Source organism: uncultured Draconibacterium sp. (assembly GCF_913060805.1).
In the GTDB taxonomy this organism is placed as follows: Bacteria; Bacteroidota; Bacteroidia; order Bacteroidales; family Prolixibacteraceae; genus Draconibacterium.
Genome location: NZ_CAJXTC010000006.1, coordinates 38,954 through 59,936, shown reverse-complemented (window position 1 = coordinate 59,936; position 20,983 = coordinate 38,954). Strand labels below are relative to the sequence as shown.

Here is a 20,983-nt window from a genome sequence, read left to right as displayed (position 1 = left end):
CTCCTCAAACCGAAATTTATTGTTCCAATTCAAGATTGAACAGGAGTATTCTTATATTTGAAAGAAACGAAACCGAAATCTGTCTGATAAAACCAATCTTACATCAAAAAACTATGATCAAAACTAATATCCTGAAAAAGCAATTACCGCTGCTTAGCCTAACCTTTTATGCATTAATAATCCTACTTTCTGCTTGCACACAAAACAAGTCTGCAATTACAAACTTAACAACAGAATACACAACAACTCCACTCGGAATTGATGTGGAGCAACCCCGTTTTGCATGGCAAATGCAGGCACCGGAAGGCGTGCGCGATCTGGCACAAACTGCTTATCAAATTGAGGTTAAATCAGCAGAAGGAGAAGTTGTTTGGAACTCAGAGAAAGTAAACAGCAATACCGCTCTGGCCATTCCGTACGAAGGAGAAAAACTGCAGCCTAAAACCCGTTACGAATGGACCGTAAAAGTTTGGGACAACAACAATGAAGAACATTCAGCAACATCGTGGTTTGAAACCGGCCTGATGAACCCGGATAATTCGGCATGGGACGGCGCTCAATGGATCGGCGGTGGCGATGACGATCTGGTTTTTTATTCGCAGTATGAAATGATCTTCAAAATGAAATATGCTGTTGCCATTGCCGAAGGAAGTAGCAAAGCCGGCTTTGTTTTCGGTGCCAACGACATGCGGTTAATGGATAGATACAAAAATATTTATCAGCTTGAAAATGAACGCAACGAAAGCTACATAAAACTGGAATTGGATGTGTCGGCCGTCGACGGTTCTTCAAATGGCCTCGCGAAACTGAATATTTACCGCGCAGGTTACACCAAAACAGATAATCCTGCTGTTCCGCTAAAAACATTCTCGATCAAATCATCGGTAATAAATGCCGCCAACAAAAACGACAAACACCTATTTGAATTAAGAAGCGCCTTTGGAAATATTACCATTACACTGGATCAAAATCCGGACTTTTTTGTAAAAAGAAAAGATGACAGTTTTGAAGACCGTCCGTGGCTGCAAAATGCGTTTTAGGGAGCGTCTTTTAACCTAAATCCAGCTGGTTCGGGTGGCGATTACCTGCCTTTTGGTCTCGTTTGCGACATGGGCTTTTCAATGGATGCCGATCAAAAAGCAAGCTTTTCTGATGTTGAAGTTTTCAACGATCGGAAACCCAACAATACGCTTTTCAAAGAAGATCTTTCCGGAAATTATAATGGTATTTATTCGGGAAAGTTAGAAGTTATAGACAATGCATATTTTGTTGATGGCGGAACTGAAGGAACATTTATTGTTGCCGATCCAAGCCGCAATTCAGCACCGATGTTGCGCACCGAATTTACAGCAGAAAAAATGGTTAAATCTGCTCGTTTATACGTTACAGCACGTGGTATTTACGAGATTCAAATAAATGGAGAAAACGTAGGAAACGACTACTACAATCCGGGCCAAACGCAATACAACAAATCGCATTTTTACCAAACTTATGATGTAACAGAAATGATTCAAAGTGGTGAAAATGCCATAGGCGCGATGCTTTCTGAAGGTTGGTGGAGTGGGTTACTAAGTTTCGGCTCCATCTGGAATCACTTTGGCGACCGCCAGTCTTTACTGGCTAAACTCGAAATCAGCTACGCCGACGGAACAAAAGAAGTGATCACTTCGAACGATAAAGACTGGAAATTTTACAACCAAGGTCCGATCATTTACAGCAGCCTCGATCAGGGAGAAATTTACGATGCTACCCGCGAATCAGACATAGCTGGCTGGTCAACCACCGGTTTTGATGATTCGGCTTGGCAACAAGCTACCGAAGTTCCGCTTGAAGGAACCACGTATTCGGGCGAAGAACGCGACTTTACAGGTGAGATCACAACTTTTGATTACGATGAACTGAAACTCATTGGGCAAATTGGCAACAACGCCGGAGAGTACAAAAAACTGGTTGCCCAAAGCATGGAAGAAGTACGCCCGGGAGTGTACGTTTACGACATGGGACAAAACTTTGTTGGTGTTCCAAAAATCACCCTGGCAAATGGGACTGCCGGCGATACGATGATCTTACGTTTTGCAGAAATTCTGTATCCCGACCTGGAAGAATCAGGAGACAATGTTGGCATGATTATGACCGAAAACTATCGCGCAGCACTCTGTCTCGATAAATACATCATGAAGGATGGCCCGCAGGTTTTTCAACCAAAATTCACTTCGCGCGGCTACCAGTATATCGAGATTACAGGAATTGATGAACCGCTTCCGCTGGAGGCAGTTGAAGGAGTTGCAATCAGTTCGGTACTGGATCTGACGGCCGACTACAATACATCGAATCCAAAAGTAAATCAGTTATGGTCGAACCTTTGCTGGTCGAATGTCGATAATTTCCTTACCCTGCCCACCGATTGTCCGCAGCGAAACGAACGAATGGGTTGGTCGGGCGATATCTCCGTATTTTCGCGCACTGCAACTTTTGTTTCCAATTCCGATCAATTCCTGCGCCGGCATATGTTTGCCATGCGCGATGTGCAAAAAGCAAACGGTAAATTCACCGATGTAGCCCCAATTGGCGGTGGTTTTGGCGGTGTGCTTTGGGGAAGTGCCGGAATTACTGTTCCGTGGGAAGTGTACCAACAGTTTAACGATGTTGCCTTGCTCGAAGAACATTACGATGCAATGGCTGCTTATATCGATTACCTGGCAACGACTTTAAATCCGGAGACAGGAATTACCAGCGACGGACAACTGGGCGACTGGCTCGGTCCGCAAAACAACAAGCTTGGAACACCATATTTGACCACAGCTTACCATGTTTTCGATTTATGGATCATTAAAAATGTTGCACAAATTCTTGGCAAAACTGATGATGCCCAACGCTTTGAAAAAATGTACGAAGAGCGAAAAGCATTCTTCAATAAGTCATTCATTAATGAGGATGGAAAAACCTTAGGTTTAATTGGCGGAGCACGTGGTTTTGGGAGCCCCGAAGGACCAGCGGAACCGGAATACCGTCTGGCAGATACACAAACTTCTTACGCCGTTGGATTGGCACTTGGTGCATTCGATAACGAAGTTGTTGCGCAAATGGCAGCTAATCTGGCAGAAGCCATCGAACGCCAAAACATAGACGACGGCGGCGTTCTTCGTCCTGAATATTCGTTGATGACCGGTTTTATCGGAACGGCGTGGATAAGCAAAGCCCTTTCCGATAACGGTTACAATGAGCAGGCATATAAATTGTTGCAGAACGACCAGTATCCATCGTGGTTATATTCCATCGATCAGGGTGCAACATCAATTTGGGAACGCCTGAATGGTTACACCGTTGAAAACGGATTTGGCGGCAATAACGGCATGAATTCGTTTAACCACTATTCGTTTGGTGCGGTTGGTCAGTGGATGATCGCTTACTCGTTGGGTATTCAACGTGATGAGCCGGGCTTCCAAAAGTTCATCCTGCAACCAACACCCGACCCGAGTGGCGAAATGACATGGGCAGAAGGTTATTATGATTCGATGTACGGAAAAATTTACAGCAAATGGGAGGTTGAAGGTGATAAGCTGACTTACACTACAACTGTTCCGGCAAACACTTCGGCCACTTTGTATTTGCCTGCAGCTTCTGAAAACGATGTTATTGATTCAGACGGTTGTGAATTGCTGAAGTTTGAAAACGGAAAAGCTGTTTACACGGTAAAATCCGGGACTTACAAATTCATTAGCCAACTGTAAACAGGATACGGTAATTCTCTCATTGACTGCTCTCTTGGAGGATTCGAATTTTGAAATTTTATTTTGTACTTTGTACAATAAGAATTAGTTTCGCACATCAGCTTAACTTTAGTAAATTAGGCTCATATTGATCTAACAAAATTGTACAACCAGCTAAAATTAATTACAACCATGAATAAAAATGAATCGCGCTCAGCTGCAGGATTAAAGAGTTTTGTTCTGCTAATCGCACTTTCTCTGAGTCTTAACCTGTTTGCGCAAGTCGCACCAAATCCGTTTGCAAAAGCACCCGAGCCAAATGCAACAGTAACCTACAATAATCCCATACTTCCGGGCTTTTATTCCGACCCGAGTGTTTGCCGCGTAGGCGACGATTATTACCTCATCACCAGTACATTCGAATATTTCCCGGGAGTTCCCATTTTTCACAGTAAAGACCTTGTTAACTGGGAACAGATCGGTCATTGTATCCACCGGAAAGAACAAATTCCAAACGGGCTGAACATATTTGCGGCCACACTGCGTTACCACGACGGAACATTTTATATGATCACCACCAACATTACCGGCGGTGGAAACTTTTTTGTAACCGCAACAAATCCTGCCGGTCCGTGGTCTGATCCAATTTGGGTGAACGTTCCGGGTATCGATCCCGACCTGTTTTGGGACGAAGATGGAAAAGCTTACATCATCAGTTCACCATTTATTTTGTATGAAGTTGACTTAAAAACCGGCGAACTTTCGGAAGGTAAAAAAGTATGGAACGGCACAGGAGGCCGATACGCTGAAGGACCACATATTTACAAAAAAGATGGCTGGTATTACCTGATGGCTGCTGAAGGCGGAACCGAGGAAGCACACTCCGAAACTATCGCCCGCAGCAACAGCATTTGGGGTCCGTACATTGATAATCCGGCCAACCCGATTTTAACACAATGTAACGCCGCCGGTCAGGGGAAACCGATTCAGGGAATCGGCCATGCTGATATTATCCAGGCGCACGACAATTCGTGGTGGATTGTTTTCCACGGCTACCGCAACATCTCTGATAAAACGCACCACATTTTAGGACGCGAGACTTGTCTTGCTCCTGTAACCTGGCCGAAAAACGGTTGGCCTGTGGTAAACGGCAACGGAACTGTTGATGTTGATATGACCTGTCCGACCCTACCTTTGAAGCCGGTTGCCGAGAAGCCATCGAAAGTTGATTTTGATAACGACAAACTTGGTTTAGACTGGAACTACATTCAGGCGCCGGTAGAAAGTAACTTTTCACTAACGGAAAGAAAAGGATTCTTGCGCTTAAAAGGAGCTGCCGAAACAATCAGTACCAACAAACCGTCAACATTTGTGGGACGCCGATTAAAAGACCATTATTTTACAGCTACAACACAAATTGAATTCGACCCGAAAAATGAGAATGAAGAGGCCGGGCTAATCTTGCTCAACAACGGATCGCACTTCGATATAATGGTAAGCAAAAAAGGAGACGACCGAATTCTGACAGTAAAATTGCAGTTTGGTCAAACCATCTACAAATCAAAAGAATACACTTTAAAACCCGGTCCTGTAGAACTACGCGTGAGTGGCAATAAAACCACATTCACCTTTTCGTTTGCACAAGGCAACGACGAATTTACCGCGGTTGAAACTGCCGATGCCAAATTCCTGGCTACCGAAACTGTTGGTTTCTTCACCGGTATTTATGTTGGTTTGTATGCCACCGGAAATGGCAAAACAGCTGAAGCCAACGCCGATTTCGACTGGATAGAATACCTGAAGAATTAACCGAAATAAATTTTCATAATACAAGGGCTGCTCAGTAATTACCGGGCAGCCCTTTTTCGTTATTCAAATAGCCCCACACATCATCGTTTACATATGATGCTCAATAACATATGTCTACGATTAAACCTATTTCGATTGGATTAATCTTACTAAAAATCAGAGCAAAACATTTTTTAACTAAACCATAAATAATGAAATTAAAAAATCAAAACTCCGGAAGTTTTTCGAGGAGATCTTTTATTGGTACTACCGCAGCTGCAGCTGCAGGTTTTACAATCGTCCCAAGACATGTTTTAGGCGGCACGGGTTACATGTCTCCAAGTGATATGGTAAACATTGCCGGTATTGGAGTCGGTAGCCAGGGCGGTGGCGACATTCAGAACATTGCCACACCTGATGTTCCCATCGAAAGAGCATTTAGTATGGGTGGCTTTTTAATGCAGCCTTATTCAGGTATAAAGCCTGAAAGACGTGGATTTGGGCAAAGAGGAGGTGTAGCAAACTCCGATGCTCCGATACAAATGGGAGATGCTGCCGAAGACAAATCGTTTAAACATGCCAATATTTATGCCCTTTGCGATGTTGATCACGATTATGCCGGCCATATTATGGCGGGCTACCCCAAAGCCAAAAAATACCACGATTTCCGCGAAATGATCGACAATGAGAAAGAAATCGATGCAGTATTGATTGGAACACCCGACCATACACACGCTGTGATTGCAGCTTACGCCATGCGCGCAGGCAAACACGTGTTTGTAGAGAAACCAATGGCAAAAACCATCCACGAAGTTCGTTTCCTCCGCGATCTGGCAAAAGAAACCGGTGTGGTTAGTCAAATGGGTAACCAGGGACACAACATCGAAGGAACAATGCAAACCGTTGAATGGATCCGCTCGGGAGCCATCGGAAATGTGAAGGAAGTGCACATGTGGTCGAACCGCCCGGTTTGGCGTCAAGGTTATCTCGATCGTCCGGCAGGCGTTGCTGTTCCTGACAATCTGAAATACGACCTCTGGTTAGGACCTGCACCCGATGCACCTTACAGTCCTGAAACCACACACTTTGCCTGGCGCGGATTGTGGGACTACGGAACCGGTGCAATGGGCGACATGGGAGCGCACACTTTCGACGCTCCTATCTGGGCGTTGGATCTTGGAATGCCAACAAAAATTCAGGCAACTACTACGCCTTTCAATGGTATTTATCTGCCACAGGCCGAAAGCGTAACCTATGAATTCCCTGCACGTGGAAACATGCCTCCGGTAAAAGTAACATGGAGCGACGGCGGTATTAAACCTGCCCGTCCTGCAGAATTGGAAGCCAACCGTCAGTTGCGCGAAGCGCTGTACATTGGCGACAAAGGTATGTTGATGCACGGAACTCACGGAGCTGCACCTGAATTGATTCCGAATGATCCGGGATTTGTGGAACCTGAAAAGTGGCTGAAACGCCCAAGCAGCGTTTATGTTGATTTTATTGAAGCCATTAAAGAAGGCCGCAAAGCTGCCAACGATTTCGAAGTTTCATCAAAACTTACTGAAATAATGCTTCTTACAAACATTGCAGTGGTTTCGCAACAGCTGAATAAAACATTGGAATACGATGCTGAAAACATGAAAATTACCAACTGCGAAGAAGCAAATAACTACTTCCATTACGAATATCGTAACGGATGGAAATTGTAAAATTTAAAACAAATTGTAATGAGTAAAAACAAAAATAACGGGCTGTCGCGCAGGAAATTTTTAGGTAGCTCGGCAGCTTTAGCTGCAGCTTCAATGGTTCCGGTAAATTTTGCCGCTGCAAATCCAGCCCCGAAAAATGACAATCCTAACTCTAACTTTGGGGGCGTACACATTGGCGCCATCACCTACAGCTGGCGTACCATGCCGGGCGGTTTGGAGAACATTGTAAAATATTGCAAAGAGTGCAACATCAGCTCAATTGAATTAATGAGCGGCGATCTGGAAACGTATTTGGGTGCGCCCGAGAGTCCGATGATGGAGATTTTTATGGAAATACGTAGGCAGCAGCAAGCCGAACAGGAAGCAAGCGGAGAGGCTCCACAACCACGCCGCAGGGGTCGTCCGCAATTAAATGCTGAACAGCAAGCCAGAATGGATAAATACAACGAAGAAGTTCGTAAATTCCGATTGAATGTTGATATGAAAAAGGTGGAATCTGCCAAAAAACTGCTGGATGACGCCGGAATAAAACCACACATTGTTAAGTTCTCGCCATCGCAATGGTCGGACGAAGAAATTGATTACGCTTTTAAAGTGGCCAAAGCTTTGGGAGCAAAAGGTGTTAGCGAAGAAATCAGCGAAGATGCCGCGAAAAAATTGGGACCGATTGCCGAGAAACATGGAATGTACGCTGTTTTCCACCAGCACATGCAGTTTGCCGACGTAGAAGGTTTTACTTACGATAATTTCGTTGGAATATCGCCAGCAGTAATGTTCAATTTCGATTCGGGTCACTATTTTGGTTCAACCGGTAAAAATCCTTGCGATATTCTCCGGAAATACCACGACCGGATTTTCAGCATACACATCAAAGACAAAACCGGACCGGAAACTGATCCGCCTAACCAAAACCAGGTTTGGGGACAGGGACAAATGCCATTGGAAGAGGTGCTGCTTCTGATCAAAAAAGAAAAGTGGCCGATTTATTGCGACATCGAGTTGGAATACGATGTAAAACCATGGTCGAACGCCGTTAAAGAAGTAAAAACCTGCGTTAACTATGCCCGCCAGATTTTGATGTAAAATCGAATAGTTATATTCACAAAACTACCCGTCTTATTATTGAGGCGGGTATTTTTTTGCAAACCATATCCAACTGAATGAAAGACTTTTAAATCAATTTATAATTTTACCTGTCGTTTGACGGAGATTAATCTGAATTTTATTTTGTTATTTTTACAATAAGCTAAGTAAAAACCGGGCTGCATGTCCTAAATTTTTTTGAATGAAAAACTTGTATTTGATTCTGTTATTGGCCGTAATTTCGTGCACAACTCAAACTCCCAATTACCGAACTACAATTGATTTGCAAGGCGACTGGCAATTTGCGCTCGACACCGCACAAATTGGTGAAGAACAGCAATGGTACCTCTCTGATTTTGATGATTCGGTAGTGTTGCCCGGAACAACCGATTCTAATAAAAAAGGCTTTCTGAATCAAAGTCCCACCACGATGCATCTCAACCGGATTTACACTTACGAGGGAGTTGCCTGGTACCGGAAAAAAGTTACAATTCCTGAAAATTTCAAGGATAAACGGCTTGAACTTCAGTTGGAAAGGACAAAACCATCAAAAGTGTGGGTTGATGACCAGTTTGTAGGATCATCGATGTTATTGCAGTCAACTCAAAAATATGATTTAACCGAGGCACTAACTCCCGGCGATCACTACATCACCATCCTGGTAAACAACGATTTGAAATTAACGCCTTACGGGAATGTGCACATTTATACCGACGAAACGCAAACCAACTGGAACGGGATTATAGGGAAAATACAAATTGAGGCAACTTCAAAAACATACATCTCCAAATTACGTGTCACCCCGGATGTTCAGAACAAAAAAGCGCTCGTAGATCTAAACATTGAGAATCAGCGGGCGGGAGAATTGGCCATTGAACTTCATGTTGAAAAAACGGTGGCTGGAAAAACTACGCACTTAAAAACGTTAAAATCAACTGTAAACGCACAGGAAAAAATTCAGCTGGAATACAACTTTGGAGACGATTGCCAACTGTGGGACGAATACAAGCAGCCGCTTTATAAACTTACCGCAGTTGTTACCGGAAAAGGTATTCAGGACACAAAAGCTGAAACCTTTGGGATGCGCGAATTTGCTGTTGACGGAACACAATTTTCGATTAACGGCCGCACAACTTTCCTACGCGGCAAACACGATGCCTGCGTTTTTCCGTTAACCGGACATCCGCCCATGGATGTTGAAGGCTGGGTACGGGTCTTTAAAATTGCCAAAAACTACGGTATCAACCATTACCGTTTTCACTCGTACTGTCCGCCCGAAGCTGCTTTTATTGCTGCCGATCAGGAAGGTATTTATTTGCAGCCCGAACTCCCTTTTTGGGGAGGTTTAGACTCGGCAAACATTGCCATGCAACTACGCAACGAAGGTTTTGCCATGTTGGATGCTTATGCCAATCACCCGTCGTTTGTACTGTTCTCGCACGGAAATGAAATCTGGGGAGGACTTGACAACGTTGAAGCTAACATTTCAGCTTTAAAAGCCTACGACGACCGCCCGCTATACACCATGGGTTGTAACAACGGCATCGGTTATATTCCGCCAACTCCAACTTCGGAATTCTTTGTTGGTGCACGTACCTCATATGCCCACGACACCATTCTTACGCACACGCGGTTGACGCATGCATTTGCCGACTCGAAGGACGGCGCCCGGTTAAACTCCGTAGCTCCTTCTACCGATTTTGATTTTAGTTATGCGGTTGATCACATGAATATGCCCATAATCAGTCACGAAATTGGCCAGTACCAGATTTTTCCTGATTACGATGAAATTGAAAAATATACCGGCGTTTTAAAAGCTACCAACCTGGAAATATTCAAAAGCCGCCTTGAAGAAGCTGGAATGCTGGATAAAGACAGCATTTATCAGCAGGCGACTGGTGCTTGGTCGGCCCTGTGTTACAAAGCCGAGATGGAAGCTGCCATTCGCACGCAAGGTTTTGCAGGATTTCAGTTGCTCGACTTGCAGGATTTCCCCGGACAGGGAACAGCTCTTGTGGGCATTCTGGATGCTTTTATGGACAGCAAAAACGTAATTACTCCCGAAGCCTGGAAACAATCATGTAACGATGTGGTTTTACTGCTCGAATTTCCAAAATACTGCTACACCAACAACGAAGCATTTAATGCCAAAGCAGTTGTAGCCAACTACTCCAACAATGCTATATCAAGCGCCAATTCATGGACGCTAAAACAGGAAGACGGAACTGTTGTTGGAGAAGGCACATTTTCCGGCTCTGAAATACCATTTGGAGGACTTACTGAACTTGGCAATGTAACGGCCGATCTATCGTCTGTGAAGAAAGCTGCTAAGCTCAACCTGCATATTTCGGTTGCCGAAAGTGATTATTCGAACGACTATCCAATATGGGTTTATCCGGCCAAAAACGAGATCAATATTCCGAAAGACATTCTGGTTGCAAACAAAGTTGACCAAAAGGTTTCAAGGGAATTGAAGAACGGTGGTAAAGTTCTGCTCTTCCCGCAAACAGCAGATGTCAAAAGAAAAAGCGAGCCCGGATTATTCCCGCCGGATTTCTGGAATTACGGCATGTTTAAATCCATCTGCGAGAATAACGGAACAGAGGTTTCGCCCGGTACGCTGGGCTTGCTAACCGATCCAACGCACCCGCTGTTCAATGCTTTCCCAACCAATTTTCACACCAACTGGCAATGGTTCTCCATTATAAAAGCCAGCAACTCGCTGATTTTGGATGTACTTCCAACGGATTACTTCCCAATTGTTCAGGTGGTAGATAACCTGGAGCGCAATCATAAAATGGGGTTGATTTTTGAACTGAAAGTTGGCGATGGAAAACTACTGGTTTGCATGTCGCAACTGAATGAGATTTTAGACAAACCGGAAGCTGCACAGCTTTACAAATCGATGTTGAATTATATGGAATCGGAAGCGTTTGACCCGGAATTTTCGATAAGTGAGACAGATTTAAACGAGTTGCTTTAATGCTGCGCGTTTAAATCCTTAATCTCCAAACGAATAAGTGAGGCTCACATTCCATAAAAAATCATCACTAACAATATCGCTGTCAATTTTCTGATTGATTTTAGCACCAAGTGTAAACGGTAACTCCCGGTGTTCCAGAGAAAATGATGAGCCGCAATACGAACCGGTGATTCCATCGGTACTCAGGTAATAGATTTCGGGCGTAAAAGAAAACAGCAATTGTTTTGAGATCTCAAGATCTGAAACCCCTAAACGCATGCTTAAATAGTGTGTATTTTGCAATCCCCGATCAAATCCGTGCCCATACAAATAATAAGGTTCAAGATCGACGTGTTCGGAAATTTTAATCGACGGCTCAATCTCTCCGGCTAAAAATCTTCGGCCTTCCAAACCTTCTTTATTCGATCCTTCTTCTTCGAAAGTAACTTCGTGAAACATAATTGCAGGATGGGCTCCAATCGACAGGCTAAATTTTTCAGTAGTAACTGTTTTATTCCTAAACCAAAAAATAAACGACCAGGGTTTTCCTTCCATGGCAAAACGAAACTGTGGCTCGAAACGCAATTTATCGCCACCCATCGACAAATCGAAAATTACTGCGGATTTTCCAAGTGAAAACGATGGTACATTCGAGATACCATTATTCGTAACCATTACTGAGCCGGAAAAATGTTTAAGGGAAGTGGTCTTTTCAGCTTCTTGTGCACCTATAAACTGCACCGCAGCCATAAATACAACGAAAAGAAGTATTCGTTTCATTTGCTAAGTTTAAGTTCGTTAGTTCTAAATTTTTTGGCTATCCCAACCAAATCAATGCCGAAAGATAGCCAAAAAAACAGAGTTTCGTGTTACTTCGACACAAAGCAAGCAAATGTAAACAAATTGAAAAAGTTAGCAGCTCTGAATTTCTTTGTTCTAGTTCAAACTCCGATACTCGTTGGGCGATACTCCCACCTGCTTTTTAAACATGCGGGTAAAGTGTTGCGGATGTTTAAAACCCAGCTCGTAAGCAATCTCGCTAATCGATTTTTCGTTATCGTAAATCTTTTCTTTAGCTACATCAATCATCTTAAGCTGAATGTGCTCCTGAGCTGATTTACCGGTTTCTTTTTTCAGCAGATCACCCAAATAGTTTGGCGAAATGAACAGTTTATCGGCACAATAACGAACTGAAGGTAAACCCGAAATCAGTGGCTGCTCCGAAGCGAAATAATCTTTCAGAATATGCTCAAAACGAGCCAATACATCTTTATTTACGTGGTTACGCGTTACAAACTGTCGCTCGTAAAAACGTTTGCTATACTTCAAAAAGAGTTCCAGGTACGACACAATTAATTCCTTACTGTGTGTATCGATGGCATGTTGCAATTCGAAATTGATATTTTCAATACACTGGTTTATCAGCACTCTTTCGCGCGCCGACAGGTGCAAAGCTTCATTTACTTCGTACGAAAAGAAAGTGTATTCGTCGATCGATTTTCCAAGCGATGTGCCATGTATTAAATCGGGGTGAAAAATTATGGCAGTACCCGACGCCTGCTGTTTCTCCCCGGTTCCTTCAACACCATACACCTGTCCGGGAGAAATAAACAACAACGTACCTTCTTCGTAGTCGTAATCGTTAATTCCGTAGGTTATATTTCCACACTTAATATCTTTCAGAAAGATGGCATACACATCCATCTGCCCTTTAAAATAGTGGAACGGTTCTGTTTTAGAAAAATCGATAACACTTACCAGTGGGTGCAATGTTTCCTGCCCAACCAGGTTATTATATTCGGTTACTGAACCTATCTTTTTTACGTCGCTCATAATCTTTCGCTTTTAAAAACAGTACAAATTTAAACAACTATTGTTTAAGGTGTTATCCTCCGGAATCACATTCCGTAATATGGGTAAGTAATTCGGTAATCTTGGTAATTCTCTCCTGCTTTTTGGGTAACATTCCAATCCCAATTTACGAATTGTATTCCAGCACTTTATTCCAAAAACTGAATGCCCCTCAATCTTATAATAGTGAACTTCAACGAACTCGTTAACATCTCATTAACACGGATTTAAGCATTCTTACCACCAATTCCGTAATTTTGGTAAATAATACAGGAATCTGGGTATTTTCCTTAAACTTATTTGCCTGATATTTGTCTCATAATTTTAATGAGAACAATTTTACAATAATGAAAACTATAGAGAACAAATTTTTTGAAGGAGAACGACCATTATTTGCGGAGAAGGATTTACATATTAAAAATGTTGAGATTGGTTTAGGCGAATCGGCATTAAAAGAAGCCAGCAATATAAAAGCTACCGGCTGCACTTTTGGCGGTAAATATCCGTTTTGGCACAATACAAACAGCATTATCGAAGACTCATTATTTACCCCCGGCGGACGTGCTGCCATTTGGTATTGCAAAGATCTTCGTATGGTAAATACGCGTGTTGATGCGCCAAAAATGTTTCGCGAAATTGATGGTTTAGAACTTGAAAACGTTGAGCTTACCGATGCCGAAGAATGTTTGTGGTGGTGTAAGAATATCAAGCTTAGAGATGTAAAAGTGACAAATGGCGATTACATTTTTAAAGACAGCAAAAACATCAAAATCGACAACCTGACCTTGCAGGGAAACTACGGTTTTCAGTATGCCCGTAACATTGAAATTCGCGATTCTCATCTGGCATCAAAAGACGCTTTCTGGAATACCGAAAATGTTACCGTTTACGATTCAGTTATTACAGGTGAATACCTGGGCTGGCACTCGAAAAATTTGCGTTTGGTAAACTGTGTTATCAGCGGAACACAGCCATTGTGTTATGCCAAAGATTTGGTAATGGAAAACTGCATAATGAAAGAGGATGCAGATCTTGCCTTCGAGTACAGCACCTTAAAAGCAGAAATCAACAGCCCCGTAACAAGCATTAAAAATCCAAGCTCCGGCGAAATCGTAGCTCAAAGTGTTGGCGAGCTTATTTTCGACGAAAACTGCAAAAATCCCGGAGGCTGCAAAGTAACTGTTCAAAGCGAAGTAAACGTTTAATCACCATGCAACACAATTTCGACGAAAAAGTAGTACGCAGAGGCACTAATTCATACAAGTGGGATTCGAAAACCAACGACGATATTATTCCGTTGTGGGTGGCCGACATGGATTTTAAAACCGCTCAACCGATTATTGATGCACTTACTAATCGTGTACAACACGGCATTTTCGGTTACACAAAAGTGCCCGATGCCTATTATAATGCAGTTATCAGTTGGTTTGGACGCCGGCACAATTTTACGGTTGAAAAAGAATGGATGATCTACACTATTGGTGTGGTTCCTGCTATTTCTGCAGCCATTTTAGCATTAACAGAACCGGGTGATAAAGTAATTGTACAGGAGCCTGTTTACAACTGTTTTTTCTCGTCGATTCGAAATAACCAATGCGAGAGTTTCTCCAACGACCTGATTTATAAAGACGGAAAATACACCATCGATTTTGAAGACCTGGAAAAAAAGGCGGCCGATCCGAAAGCCAAAGTGATGCTTTTATGCAACCCGCATAATCCGGCCGGCCGCGTTTGGACAAAGGAAGAACTGGAGAAAATTGGAGAAATTTGTTTCCGGAATAATGTAATCGTTGTTTCGGATGAAATCCATTGCGACTTGGTGCACCCGGGACATACACACATTCCGTTTGCATCGCTGGGACAGCAGTTTTTAGAGAACTCGGTAACCTGCGTTGCACCCAGTAAAACCTTTAACCTGGCAGGATTACAGATTGCCAATATTTTAACTTACGATGCTGATATCCGCAAGAAAATTGATAAGGCGATCAACATTAACGAAGTTTGCGATGTGAGTCCGTTTGCCGTTGAAGGATTGATTGCCGCTTACACACACGAAGATTCTGAGAAATGGCTCGACGATTTGCGAGCGTATTTGTGGGACAATTACCTGTTAGTAAAAGATTTCTTTGCTGAGAACTTTCCACAATTCCCGATTTTGCCGCTGGAAGCCACTTATTTGGTTTGGATCGACACTTCTGTTTTAAACATTGAGTCGGAGAAACTTACCGAATTGATGATAGAAAAAGGAAATGTTTGGCTCAACGAAGGGACGGTTTACGGCGATGCCGGAGAAGGTTTTATGCGCCTGAATATTGCCTGTCCGAGAGCTACTTTGCAGGAAGGCCTGAACAGAATGAAAAAAGCTATCGACCTGATTACCGCACAAAGCTAAAAGGAGTATTCTGCGGTTTTCGCTTCGTCTGATAAAATTTTTGCTTAGAGATATCAATTGAAAAAGAGTGCTTATTTATTGTCGCTTGTCCAGAATAAGCAGGCAATGACGTTTATGCAGCAACTGCATTTGGCTGCGCTGTTGAGTATTCCGGCTATTATTGCGCAGTTTTCATCCATCATCATGCAATATATCGATGCATCGATGGTTGGACGTTTGGGCGCAAATGCATCGGCCTCCATTGGCCTGGTAATTACTTCTACCTGGCTTTTTTGGGGAATTTGCACCACGGTTGCCGCCGGATTTTCGGTTCAGGTAGCTCACCTCATCGGCGCCGGCGACCGCAGAGGAGCACGATCTGTTTTACGACAGGCTATTTTATCTACCTTGCTATTTAGTTTTGTTATGGTGGCCATCGGGGTTTCGGTAAGCCAAAAACTCCCCTACTGGCTGGGGGGCGACGCCGCGATTGCCGAAGACGCATCGAAATACTTTCTCATATTCATCTTGTCACTCCCCGCGTTGCAGTTAAATTTTCTTGCCAGTGGCATGTTACGAAGTAGTGGAAATATGCACGTTCCGAGCGTATTAAATGTGGTGATGTGCGTTATGGATGTGGTCTTCAACTTTCTGTTGATCTTCCCATCGCGCGAGCTGCAGTTTTTAGGATACGACATTTTCATTCCGGGAGCTGACCTTGGTGTAGCGGGAGCTGCAATCGGAACAGGTTCAGCTTACCTGATAACTGCAGTAATGCTTTTCTGGTACCTGTTTACGAAAGACGGAAACCTGCGCCTAACCAAAGAAAAAGGAAGTTTCAGGCCCGAAGAAAGTACCCTGCGCAGAGCATTCAAAATTAGCATGCCCATGAGTTTGGAGCACACCGTAATTATGGGCGCACAAATTCTGTCCACCGTAATTGTGGCTCCTTTGGGAGTTGCATCCATAGCGGCCAACTCGTTTGCCATTACTGCCGAAAGTTTGTGTTACATGCCGGGCTACGGAATTGCCGAAGCAGCCACTACACTTGTGGGGCAAAGTTTTGGCGCTAACCGTAAAGACCTGGCCAAACGTTTTGCCTACATCACCGTTTTTATGGGCATGGCGGTAATGACCATTCTGGGTGCAGTCATGTATTTTACAGCCCCTCAAATTATTGGTTTTATGACTCCCGATCCGGAAATCCTTTCGCTTGGAGTTATGGCCTTGCGTATTGAAGCTTTTGCCGAACCGATGTTTGCCGCATCAATTGTGGCTTATGGTGTTTTTGTTGGTGCCGGCGATACTTTTGTTCCCAGCATTATGAACTTTGGCAGCATGTGGGCCGTTCGTCTTACCCTGGCAGCAATCTTAGCTCCGATTATGGGTTTAAAAGGCGTTTGGATTGCCATGTGTATCGAACTGTGTTTCCGCGGTGCGATTTTTCTATACCGACTCTTTAAAGGTAAGTGGCTGAACCACTCTATCTAAAAATTAATCCTGCATCAACTCCCCCGAAAAAATCATATTCTGTAATTCGGGTAATCCTAACAGTAATTTGGGTAAAACACTTCGCGGTATTCTATTTAATTTTGTAGAAATCAGAAAAAACGTTGAAAACAAAAAATTATAAGCACATGGAAAACAAGAAAATAAGAGTCGGATTTATTGGATTAAATCCCGATAGTCACTGGGCAGCAACAGCCCACATTCCTGCACTAAAATCGTTAACCGAGGATTTCGAAGTAGTTGGAGTTGCCAACCGTTCGTTGGAAAGTGCACAAGCCACTGCCAAAGCATTGAATCTAAAGTTTGCGTTCGAAAATCCACAGGTACTGATTCAGTCTCCCGAGGTTGATCTCGTTGTGGTTACCGTGAAAGTTCCTTATCACTTCGAGTACGTAAAAGCCGCACTGGAAGCCGGTAAACATGTTTCCTGCGAACACCCGCTGGGCAATGGTTTGGAAGAAACAAAAACACTGGCAGATATTGCTGAAAAGCAAGGTGTGGTAGCCGTGGTTGGTACACAAATGGTTAATGCTCCTGAAATTTTATACCTGAAAAAACTGATCGAAGAAGGTTATGTTGGAGAGGTGAAATCAACCACATTAATTGGTTCGGGCTGGAACTGGGCCAACGAAACCGTTGACGACCGGTATTACCTGTTCGATAATGCCAACGGCGCCAACATGCTTACCATTCCACTAGGACACACTTTGGCCGGATTAACAAGCGTTTTGGGAGATTTTACATCACTTAAAGCCGACATGTTCAATTTTTACAAAACCGTAAATGTTGCCGATACCGGCGAAGTAAAACCCAAAGACGCCGAAGACCAGATTTTAGTTATCGGACAATTGGAGAGTGGCGCTGCTGCATCGGTACACTACCGCGGTGGTCTCTCAAAAGGAACAAACCTGCTGTGGGAAATCAACGGAACCGAAGGTGATATTCAGGTTACCGGTGATAACGGGCACGGCCAGATGATTCAGCTTTCGATAAAAGGAGCAAAAGGCAGCGATGAAGAAATGAAAGCAATCACTATACCTCTGGAAATGTACAAAGGATTACCCGATAATTCGGTGGCAAGAAATGTGGCTCAGATTTATAAACTTTTAGCAGGCGATATCCGTAATAACACCCGTAATGCACCAACTTTTCAGCGTGCCGTGGCTTTAGCCGAATTGTATGACACCATTGAAAAATCGGCAAAAAAGTAAACAGAAGCAAATCAAATAAATCCGGAAAATTATGAATGTTTTAATTATAGGTGCAAACGGAAAGATCGGACGGATTGTTGCTGAAAAAATGGGAGCATCCGACCGGTTTAATCCCACTGCATTTATTCGTAAAGAAGAACAGAAAAGCTTTTTTGATGCCATCGGGGTTCCCGTAATTGTTGGTAGCCTTGAAAGCAGTATTGACGAATTAGCCAAAGCCGTGAAAGGTTTTGACGCAATCGTGTTTACAGCCGGATCTGGCGGCAAAACAGGCTATGACAAAACCCTGGAGATTGATTTGGATGGTGCCGTAAAGAGTATAATTGCAGCTGAAAAAACAGGAGTTAAACGATATGTTATGGTGAGTGCATATTTAGCAGATGAACGCAACAAATGGGATGCATCGGGCATTAAACCCTATTACATTGCCAAACACTTTGCCGATAAGGAGTTGAAACAATCATCTCTTGACTATACTATTCTGCGACCGGTTGGGCTAACCGATGAAGAAGGAACTGGTAAAGTAACACTGAATACAGTAGCTGAAGGCATCAGCCCAACAATTCCACGGGCAGACGTTGCAACAACGATTCTGGAAGTATTAAATCACGATAAAAGTATTGGTAAAATTTTGGTAATGAGTTCAGGAGCAAGCCCAATATCAGATGCAGTTTTAGCCCTGTAAATGCTTCATAAAATTGGCCAAAGGCTAATTCCTGAACAAACCCCATTAACGTGCCGTTTAATAAACAGTTACACCATTAAAAACAAAAAGTTATGAGTACAATTACTGTTAAAGCATTTGGAACAGAAGCACAAGACAAACCTTTGCATTCCATGGATGTGCAGCGGAGAGCACTGATGGAGAATGATGTAGAACTGGAGATACTTTATTGTGGTATCTGTCATTCAGATCTTCATGCCATAAAAAACGATTGGGGAGGCACAGCTTATCCCATTGTTCCCGGGCACGAAATAATTGGTAAAGTAACCAAAATTGGTAGCAAGGTTTCCAAATTTAAAGAAGGCGATTTGGCAGGTATTGGTTGTATTGTTGATAGCTGCGGACACTGTCACCAGTGCAACGACGGCGAAGAACAATTTTGTGAAGAAGGATGGACACTGGTATTCAACGCACCCGATAAACATTTGGGTGGTGTTACCTACGGAGGCTTTTCAAAACACATTGTTTGCGATGCGAACTACATACTGAAAATACCGGAATTCGAGAATCTGGGTGCAGCAGCTCCTTTGCTTTGTGCCGGTATTACTACCTATTCGCCATTAAAACACTGGGGAGCAGGTCCGGGCAAAAAAATAGGAATTATTGGTATTGGCGGTCTTGGCCACATGGCGGTAAAAATTGCCAAAGCCATGGGTGCTCATGTAACTGTTTTTACCACTTCGCCCGATAAAGTTGAAGATGCAAAAAGACTGGGTGCCGACGAAGCTGTCCTTTCAAAAGATCAGGAACAAATGGCAGCGCAAAAAGGATACGACATGATCCTTGATACCGTTTCGGCAAAACACGATGTAAATGCTTATTTAAACTGTCTGACGGTTGACGGTAGCCTCGTTTTGGTGGGTCTGCCAAACGAACCTCTGGATGTTGGTGCATTCAATATTGTAAGCGGACGAAAAAGTTTATCTGGCTCAATTATTGGCGGCATTGCCGAAACTCAGGAGGTTATTGATTTCTGTTACAAGCACAACATTACTGCCGATAGCGAGATCATAAAAATGCAGGATGTAAATGAAGCACTTGACCGGTTGGAAAAAGGCGATGTAAAATATCGTTTTGTAATTGATATGGCATCATTGTCAAATTAATACAAGCCATATTTTACAAGATAACTGATAGTTCCCGTATTCATTTTACGGTGCGAAATTTTAATTCACCTCCCTGCTTTTGGATTGCAAAAAGTTACTTTTTTTCAGTCCGGCAGGGAGAATATTTTAAAGGGTAGCTCCCTGTTAAATAGTCAGTTATATTTTCCGACGATTCCGTAAAAGTGGTAAGCATCTCCGTAATTCTGGTCATTTTCTTTGGCTTCTTCTTTCGATATTTGTAAAGTGATTTTATACCCACTAAAAAGAGAAGTTATGAGAATAAAGATCTGGATATTTCTACTCGCGTTAAGTTTTATAACACTCCGGGTTTCGGCGCAGCAAACACCAATTACAATTACGGTTAACGGACAAACAGAGCTTTCTGCAACTTTAGTCGATAATTCATCCACTGCCGCACTGATAGATTTGTTGAATGAAAGTCCGCTGACAGTTGAAATGCGCGATTACGGAAACATGGAAAAAGTTGGGCCGATTGGAACAACCTTACCACGAAACGACGAACAAATTACCACCGAACCCGGAGATATTATTTTGTATCAGGGTAACGCACTGGTAATTTATTATGCGGCCAACTCGTGGAACTTTACACGTCTTGGAAAAATTGACAGCCTTTCGCAGGATGAGTTGAAAGCGGTGTTGGGCGCTTTTGATGTAACTGTTACATTAAGGCTCGCCGATGTTACCACAGATGTTGCAGAGATAGCAACTGAAAATGATTTTCAGATCTATCCAAATCCTGTTCTCGACATTTTGAATGTTTCAGGGCAATTTGAAATATTAACATTGATGGACATTCAGGGACGAAGCATCTTAAAAACCAATGATAACAGTATTGATGTTAGCCAGGTAAAACCGGGAATATACTTTTTAAAGATTGAAGCAGCGGATAAGGTCGTTGCGATCAAAAAGGTGCTAAAGAAAGATAGCTAAGGAAAGAC

The 20,983-nt window shown here is 43.1% G+C and carries 15 protein-coding genes; 13 read left to right on the top strand and 2 right to left on the bottom strand.

What is annotated here, in order from left to right:
- The first annotated feature begins 113 nt into the window (after positions 1 to 113).
- From QZ576_RS05170 to QZ576_RS05145, 6 genes are all read left to right on the top strand, one after another.
- On the top strand, positions 114 to 1,040 hold the full coding sequence (locus QZ576_RS05170; RefSeq protein ID WP_297094774.1) for a hypothetical protein: 927 nt from the start codon (positions 114 to 116) through the stop codon (positions 1,038 to 1,040).
- Positions 1,041 to 1,121: 81 nt separating this feature from the next.
- Complete coding sequence (locus QZ576_RS05165) at positions 1,122 to 3,731, top strand: family 78 glycoside hydrolase catalytic domain (RefSeq protein WP_297094772.1); 2,610 nt, start codon at positions 1,122 to 1,124, stop codon at positions 3,729 to 3,731.
- 171 nt (positions 3,732 to 3,902) lie between these two features.
- A complete protein-coding gene (locus QZ576_RS05160; RefSeq protein ID WP_297094770.1) occupies positions 3,903 to 5,519 on the top strand; it encodes a glycoside hydrolase family 43 protein in 1,617 nt (538 codons plus the stop codon).
- Positions 5,520 to 5,710: 191 nt separating this feature from the next.
- Positions 5,711 to 7,207, top strand: coding sequence for a Gfo/Idh/MocA family oxidoreductase (locus QZ576_RS05155; RefSeq protein WP_297094768.1), 1,497 nt, complete (start codon positions 5,711 to 5,713; stop codon positions 7,205 to 7,207).
- Positions 7,208 to 7,225: 18 nt separating this feature from the next.
- Positions 7,226 to 8,290, top strand: coding sequence for a sugar phosphate isomerase/epimerase (locus QZ576_RS05150; protein WP_297094765.1), 1,065 nt, complete (start codon positions 7,226 to 7,228; stop codon positions 8,288 to 8,290).
- A 202-nt stretch (positions 8,291 to 8,492) separates the two neighbouring features.
- Positions 8,493 to 11,273, top strand: coding sequence for a sugar-binding domain-containing protein (locus tag QZ576_RS05145; RefSeq protein ID WP_297094763.1), 2,781 nt, complete (start codon positions 8,493 to 8,495; stop codon positions 11,271 to 11,273).
- Between the two features lie 18 nt (positions 11,274 to 11,291).
- Here QZ576_RS05145 and QZ576_RS05140 read toward each other — a convergent pair whose 3' ends face one another.
- Both QZ576_RS05140 and QZ576_RS05135 read right to left on the bottom strand, forming a co-directional pair.
- Entirely contained in the window at positions 11,292 to 12,032 is a 741-nt protein-coding gene (locus QZ576_RS05140) for a hypothetical protein (protein WP_297094761.1), read from the bottom strand.
- Positions 12,033 to 12,188: 156 nt separating this feature from the next.
- Positions 12,189 to 13,085 carry a helix-turn-helix domain-containing protein gene (locus QZ576_RS05135; RefSeq protein WP_297094759.1) on the bottom strand — a complete coding sequence of 299 codons (897 nt, stop codon included), beginning with the start codon at positions 13,083 to 13,085 and terminating at the stop codon, positions 12,189 to 12,191.
- Positions 13,086 to 13,450: 365 nt separating this feature from the next.
- Here QZ576_RS05135 and QZ576_RS05130 point away from each other — a divergent pair, with 365 nt between their 5' ends.
- From QZ576_RS05130 to QZ576_RS05100, 7 genes are all read left to right on the top strand, one after another.
- Positions 13,451 to 14,308 carry a DUF3737 family protein gene (locus tag QZ576_RS05130; RefSeq protein ID WP_297094757.1) on the top strand — a complete coding sequence of 286 codons (858 nt, stop codon included), beginning with the start codon at positions 13,451 to 13,453 and terminating at the stop codon, positions 14,306 to 14,308.
- A gap of 5 nt (positions 14,309 to 14,313) precedes the next feature.
- Complete coding sequence (locus tag QZ576_RS05125; protein ID WP_297094755.1) at positions 14,314 to 15,495, top strand: MalY/PatB family protein; 1,182 nt, start codon at positions 14,314 to 14,316, stop codon at positions 15,493 to 15,495.
- Between the two features lie 105 nt (positions 15,496 to 15,600).
- Positions 15,601 to 16,965, top strand: a complete 1,365-nt coding sequence (locus QZ576_RS05120; RefSeq protein ID WP_297094754.1) for an MATE family efflux transporter — start codon at positions 15,601 to 15,603, stop codon at positions 16,963 to 16,965.
- Between the two features lie 146 nt (positions 16,966 to 17,111).
- Positions 17,112 to 18,194 (top strand): Gfo/Idh/MocA family oxidoreductase, encoded by a 1,083-nt coding sequence (locus QZ576_RS05115; RefSeq protein ID WP_297094751.1) that lies wholly within the window; start codon positions 17,112 to 17,114, stop codon positions 18,192 to 18,194.
- Positions 18,195 to 18,225: 31 nt separating this feature from the next.
- Entirely contained in the window at positions 18,226 to 18,879 is a 654-nt protein-coding gene (locus tag QZ576_RS05110) for an SDR family oxidoreductase (RefSeq protein WP_297094749.1), read from the top strand.
- A 92-nt stretch (positions 18,880 to 18,971) separates the two neighbouring features.
- On the top strand, positions 18,972 to 20,024 hold the full coding sequence (locus QZ576_RS05105; RefSeq protein WP_297094748.1) for an NAD(P)-dependent alcohol dehydrogenase: 1,053 nt from the start codon (positions 18,972 to 18,974) through the stop codon (positions 20,022 to 20,024).
- Positions 20,025 to 20,297: 273 nt separating this feature from the next.
- The gene (locus tag QZ576_RS05100; protein ID WP_297094746.1) at positions 20,298 to 20,975 is read left to right on the top strand and encodes a cyclophilin-like fold protein; all 678 of its coding nucleotides are present in this window, start codon (positions 20,298 to 20,300) and stop codon (positions 20,973 to 20,975) included.
- Positions 20,976 to 20,983 lie beyond the last annotated feature (8 nt).

What these genes read in the sequence shown, in the direction of transcription:
- QZ576_RS05105 (WP_297094748.1), top strand. Translation starts at nt 18,972, where the DNA reads ATGAGTACAATTACTGTTAAAGCATTTGGAACAGAAGCACAAGACAAA.
- QZ576_RS05165 (WP_297094772.1), top strand. Translation starts at nt 1,122, where the DNA reads ATGGATGCCGATCAAAAAGCAAGCTTTTCTGATGTTGAAGTTTTCAAC.
- QZ576_RS05125 (WP_297094755.1), top strand. Translation starts at nt 14,314, where the DNA reads ATGCAACACAATTTCGACGAAAAAGTAGTACGCAGAGGCACTAATTCA.
- QZ576_RS05145 (WP_297094763.1), top strand. Translation starts at nt 8,493, where the DNA reads ATGAAAAACTTGTATTTGATTCTGTTATTGGCCGTAATTTCGTGCACA.
- QZ576_RS05155 (WP_297094768.1), top strand. Translation starts at nt 5,711, where the DNA reads ATGAAATTAAAAAATCAAAACTCCGGAAGTTTTTCGAGGAGATCTTTT.
- QZ576_RS05160 (WP_297094770.1), top strand. Translation starts at nt 3,903, where the DNA reads ATGAATAAAAATGAATCGCGCTCAGCTGCAGGATTAAAGAGTTTTGTT.
- QZ576_RS05150 (WP_297094765.1), top strand. Translation starts at nt 7,226, where the DNA reads ATGAGTAAAAACAAAAATAACGGGCTGTCGCGCAGGAAATTTTTAGGT.
- QZ576_RS05115 (WP_297094751.1), top strand. Translation starts at nt 17,112, where the DNA reads ATGGAAAACAAGAAAATAAGAGTCGGATTTATTGGATTAAATCCCGAT.
- QZ576_RS05135 (WP_297094759.1), bottom strand. Translation starts at nt 13,085, where the DNA reads ATGAGCGACGTAAAAAAGATAGGTTCAGTAACCGAATATAATAACCTG.
- QZ576_RS05170 (WP_297094774.1), top strand. Translation starts at nt 114, where the DNA reads ATGATCAAAACTAATATCCTGAAAAAGCAATTACCGCTGCTTAGCCTA.
- QZ576_RS05120 (WP_297094754.1), top strand. Translation starts at nt 15,601, where the DNA reads ATGACGTTTATGCAGCAACTGCATTTGGCTGCGCTGTTGAGTATTCCG.
- QZ576_RS05130 (WP_297094757.1), top strand. Translation starts at nt 13,451, where the DNA reads ATGAAAACTATAGAGAACAAATTTTTTGAAGGAGAACGACCATTATTT.
- QZ576_RS05110 (WP_297094749.1), top strand. Translation starts at nt 18,226, where the DNA reads ATGAATGTTTTAATTATAGGTGCAAACGGAAAGATCGGACGGATTGTT.
- QZ576_RS05100 (WP_297094746.1), top strand. Translation starts at nt 20,298, where the DNA reads ATGAGAATAAAGATCTGGATATTTCTACTCGCGTTAAGTTTTATAACA.
- QZ576_RS05140 (WP_297094761.1), bottom strand. Translation starts at nt 12,032, where the DNA reads ATGAAACGAATACTTCTTTTCGTTGTATTTATGGCTGCGGTGCAGTTT.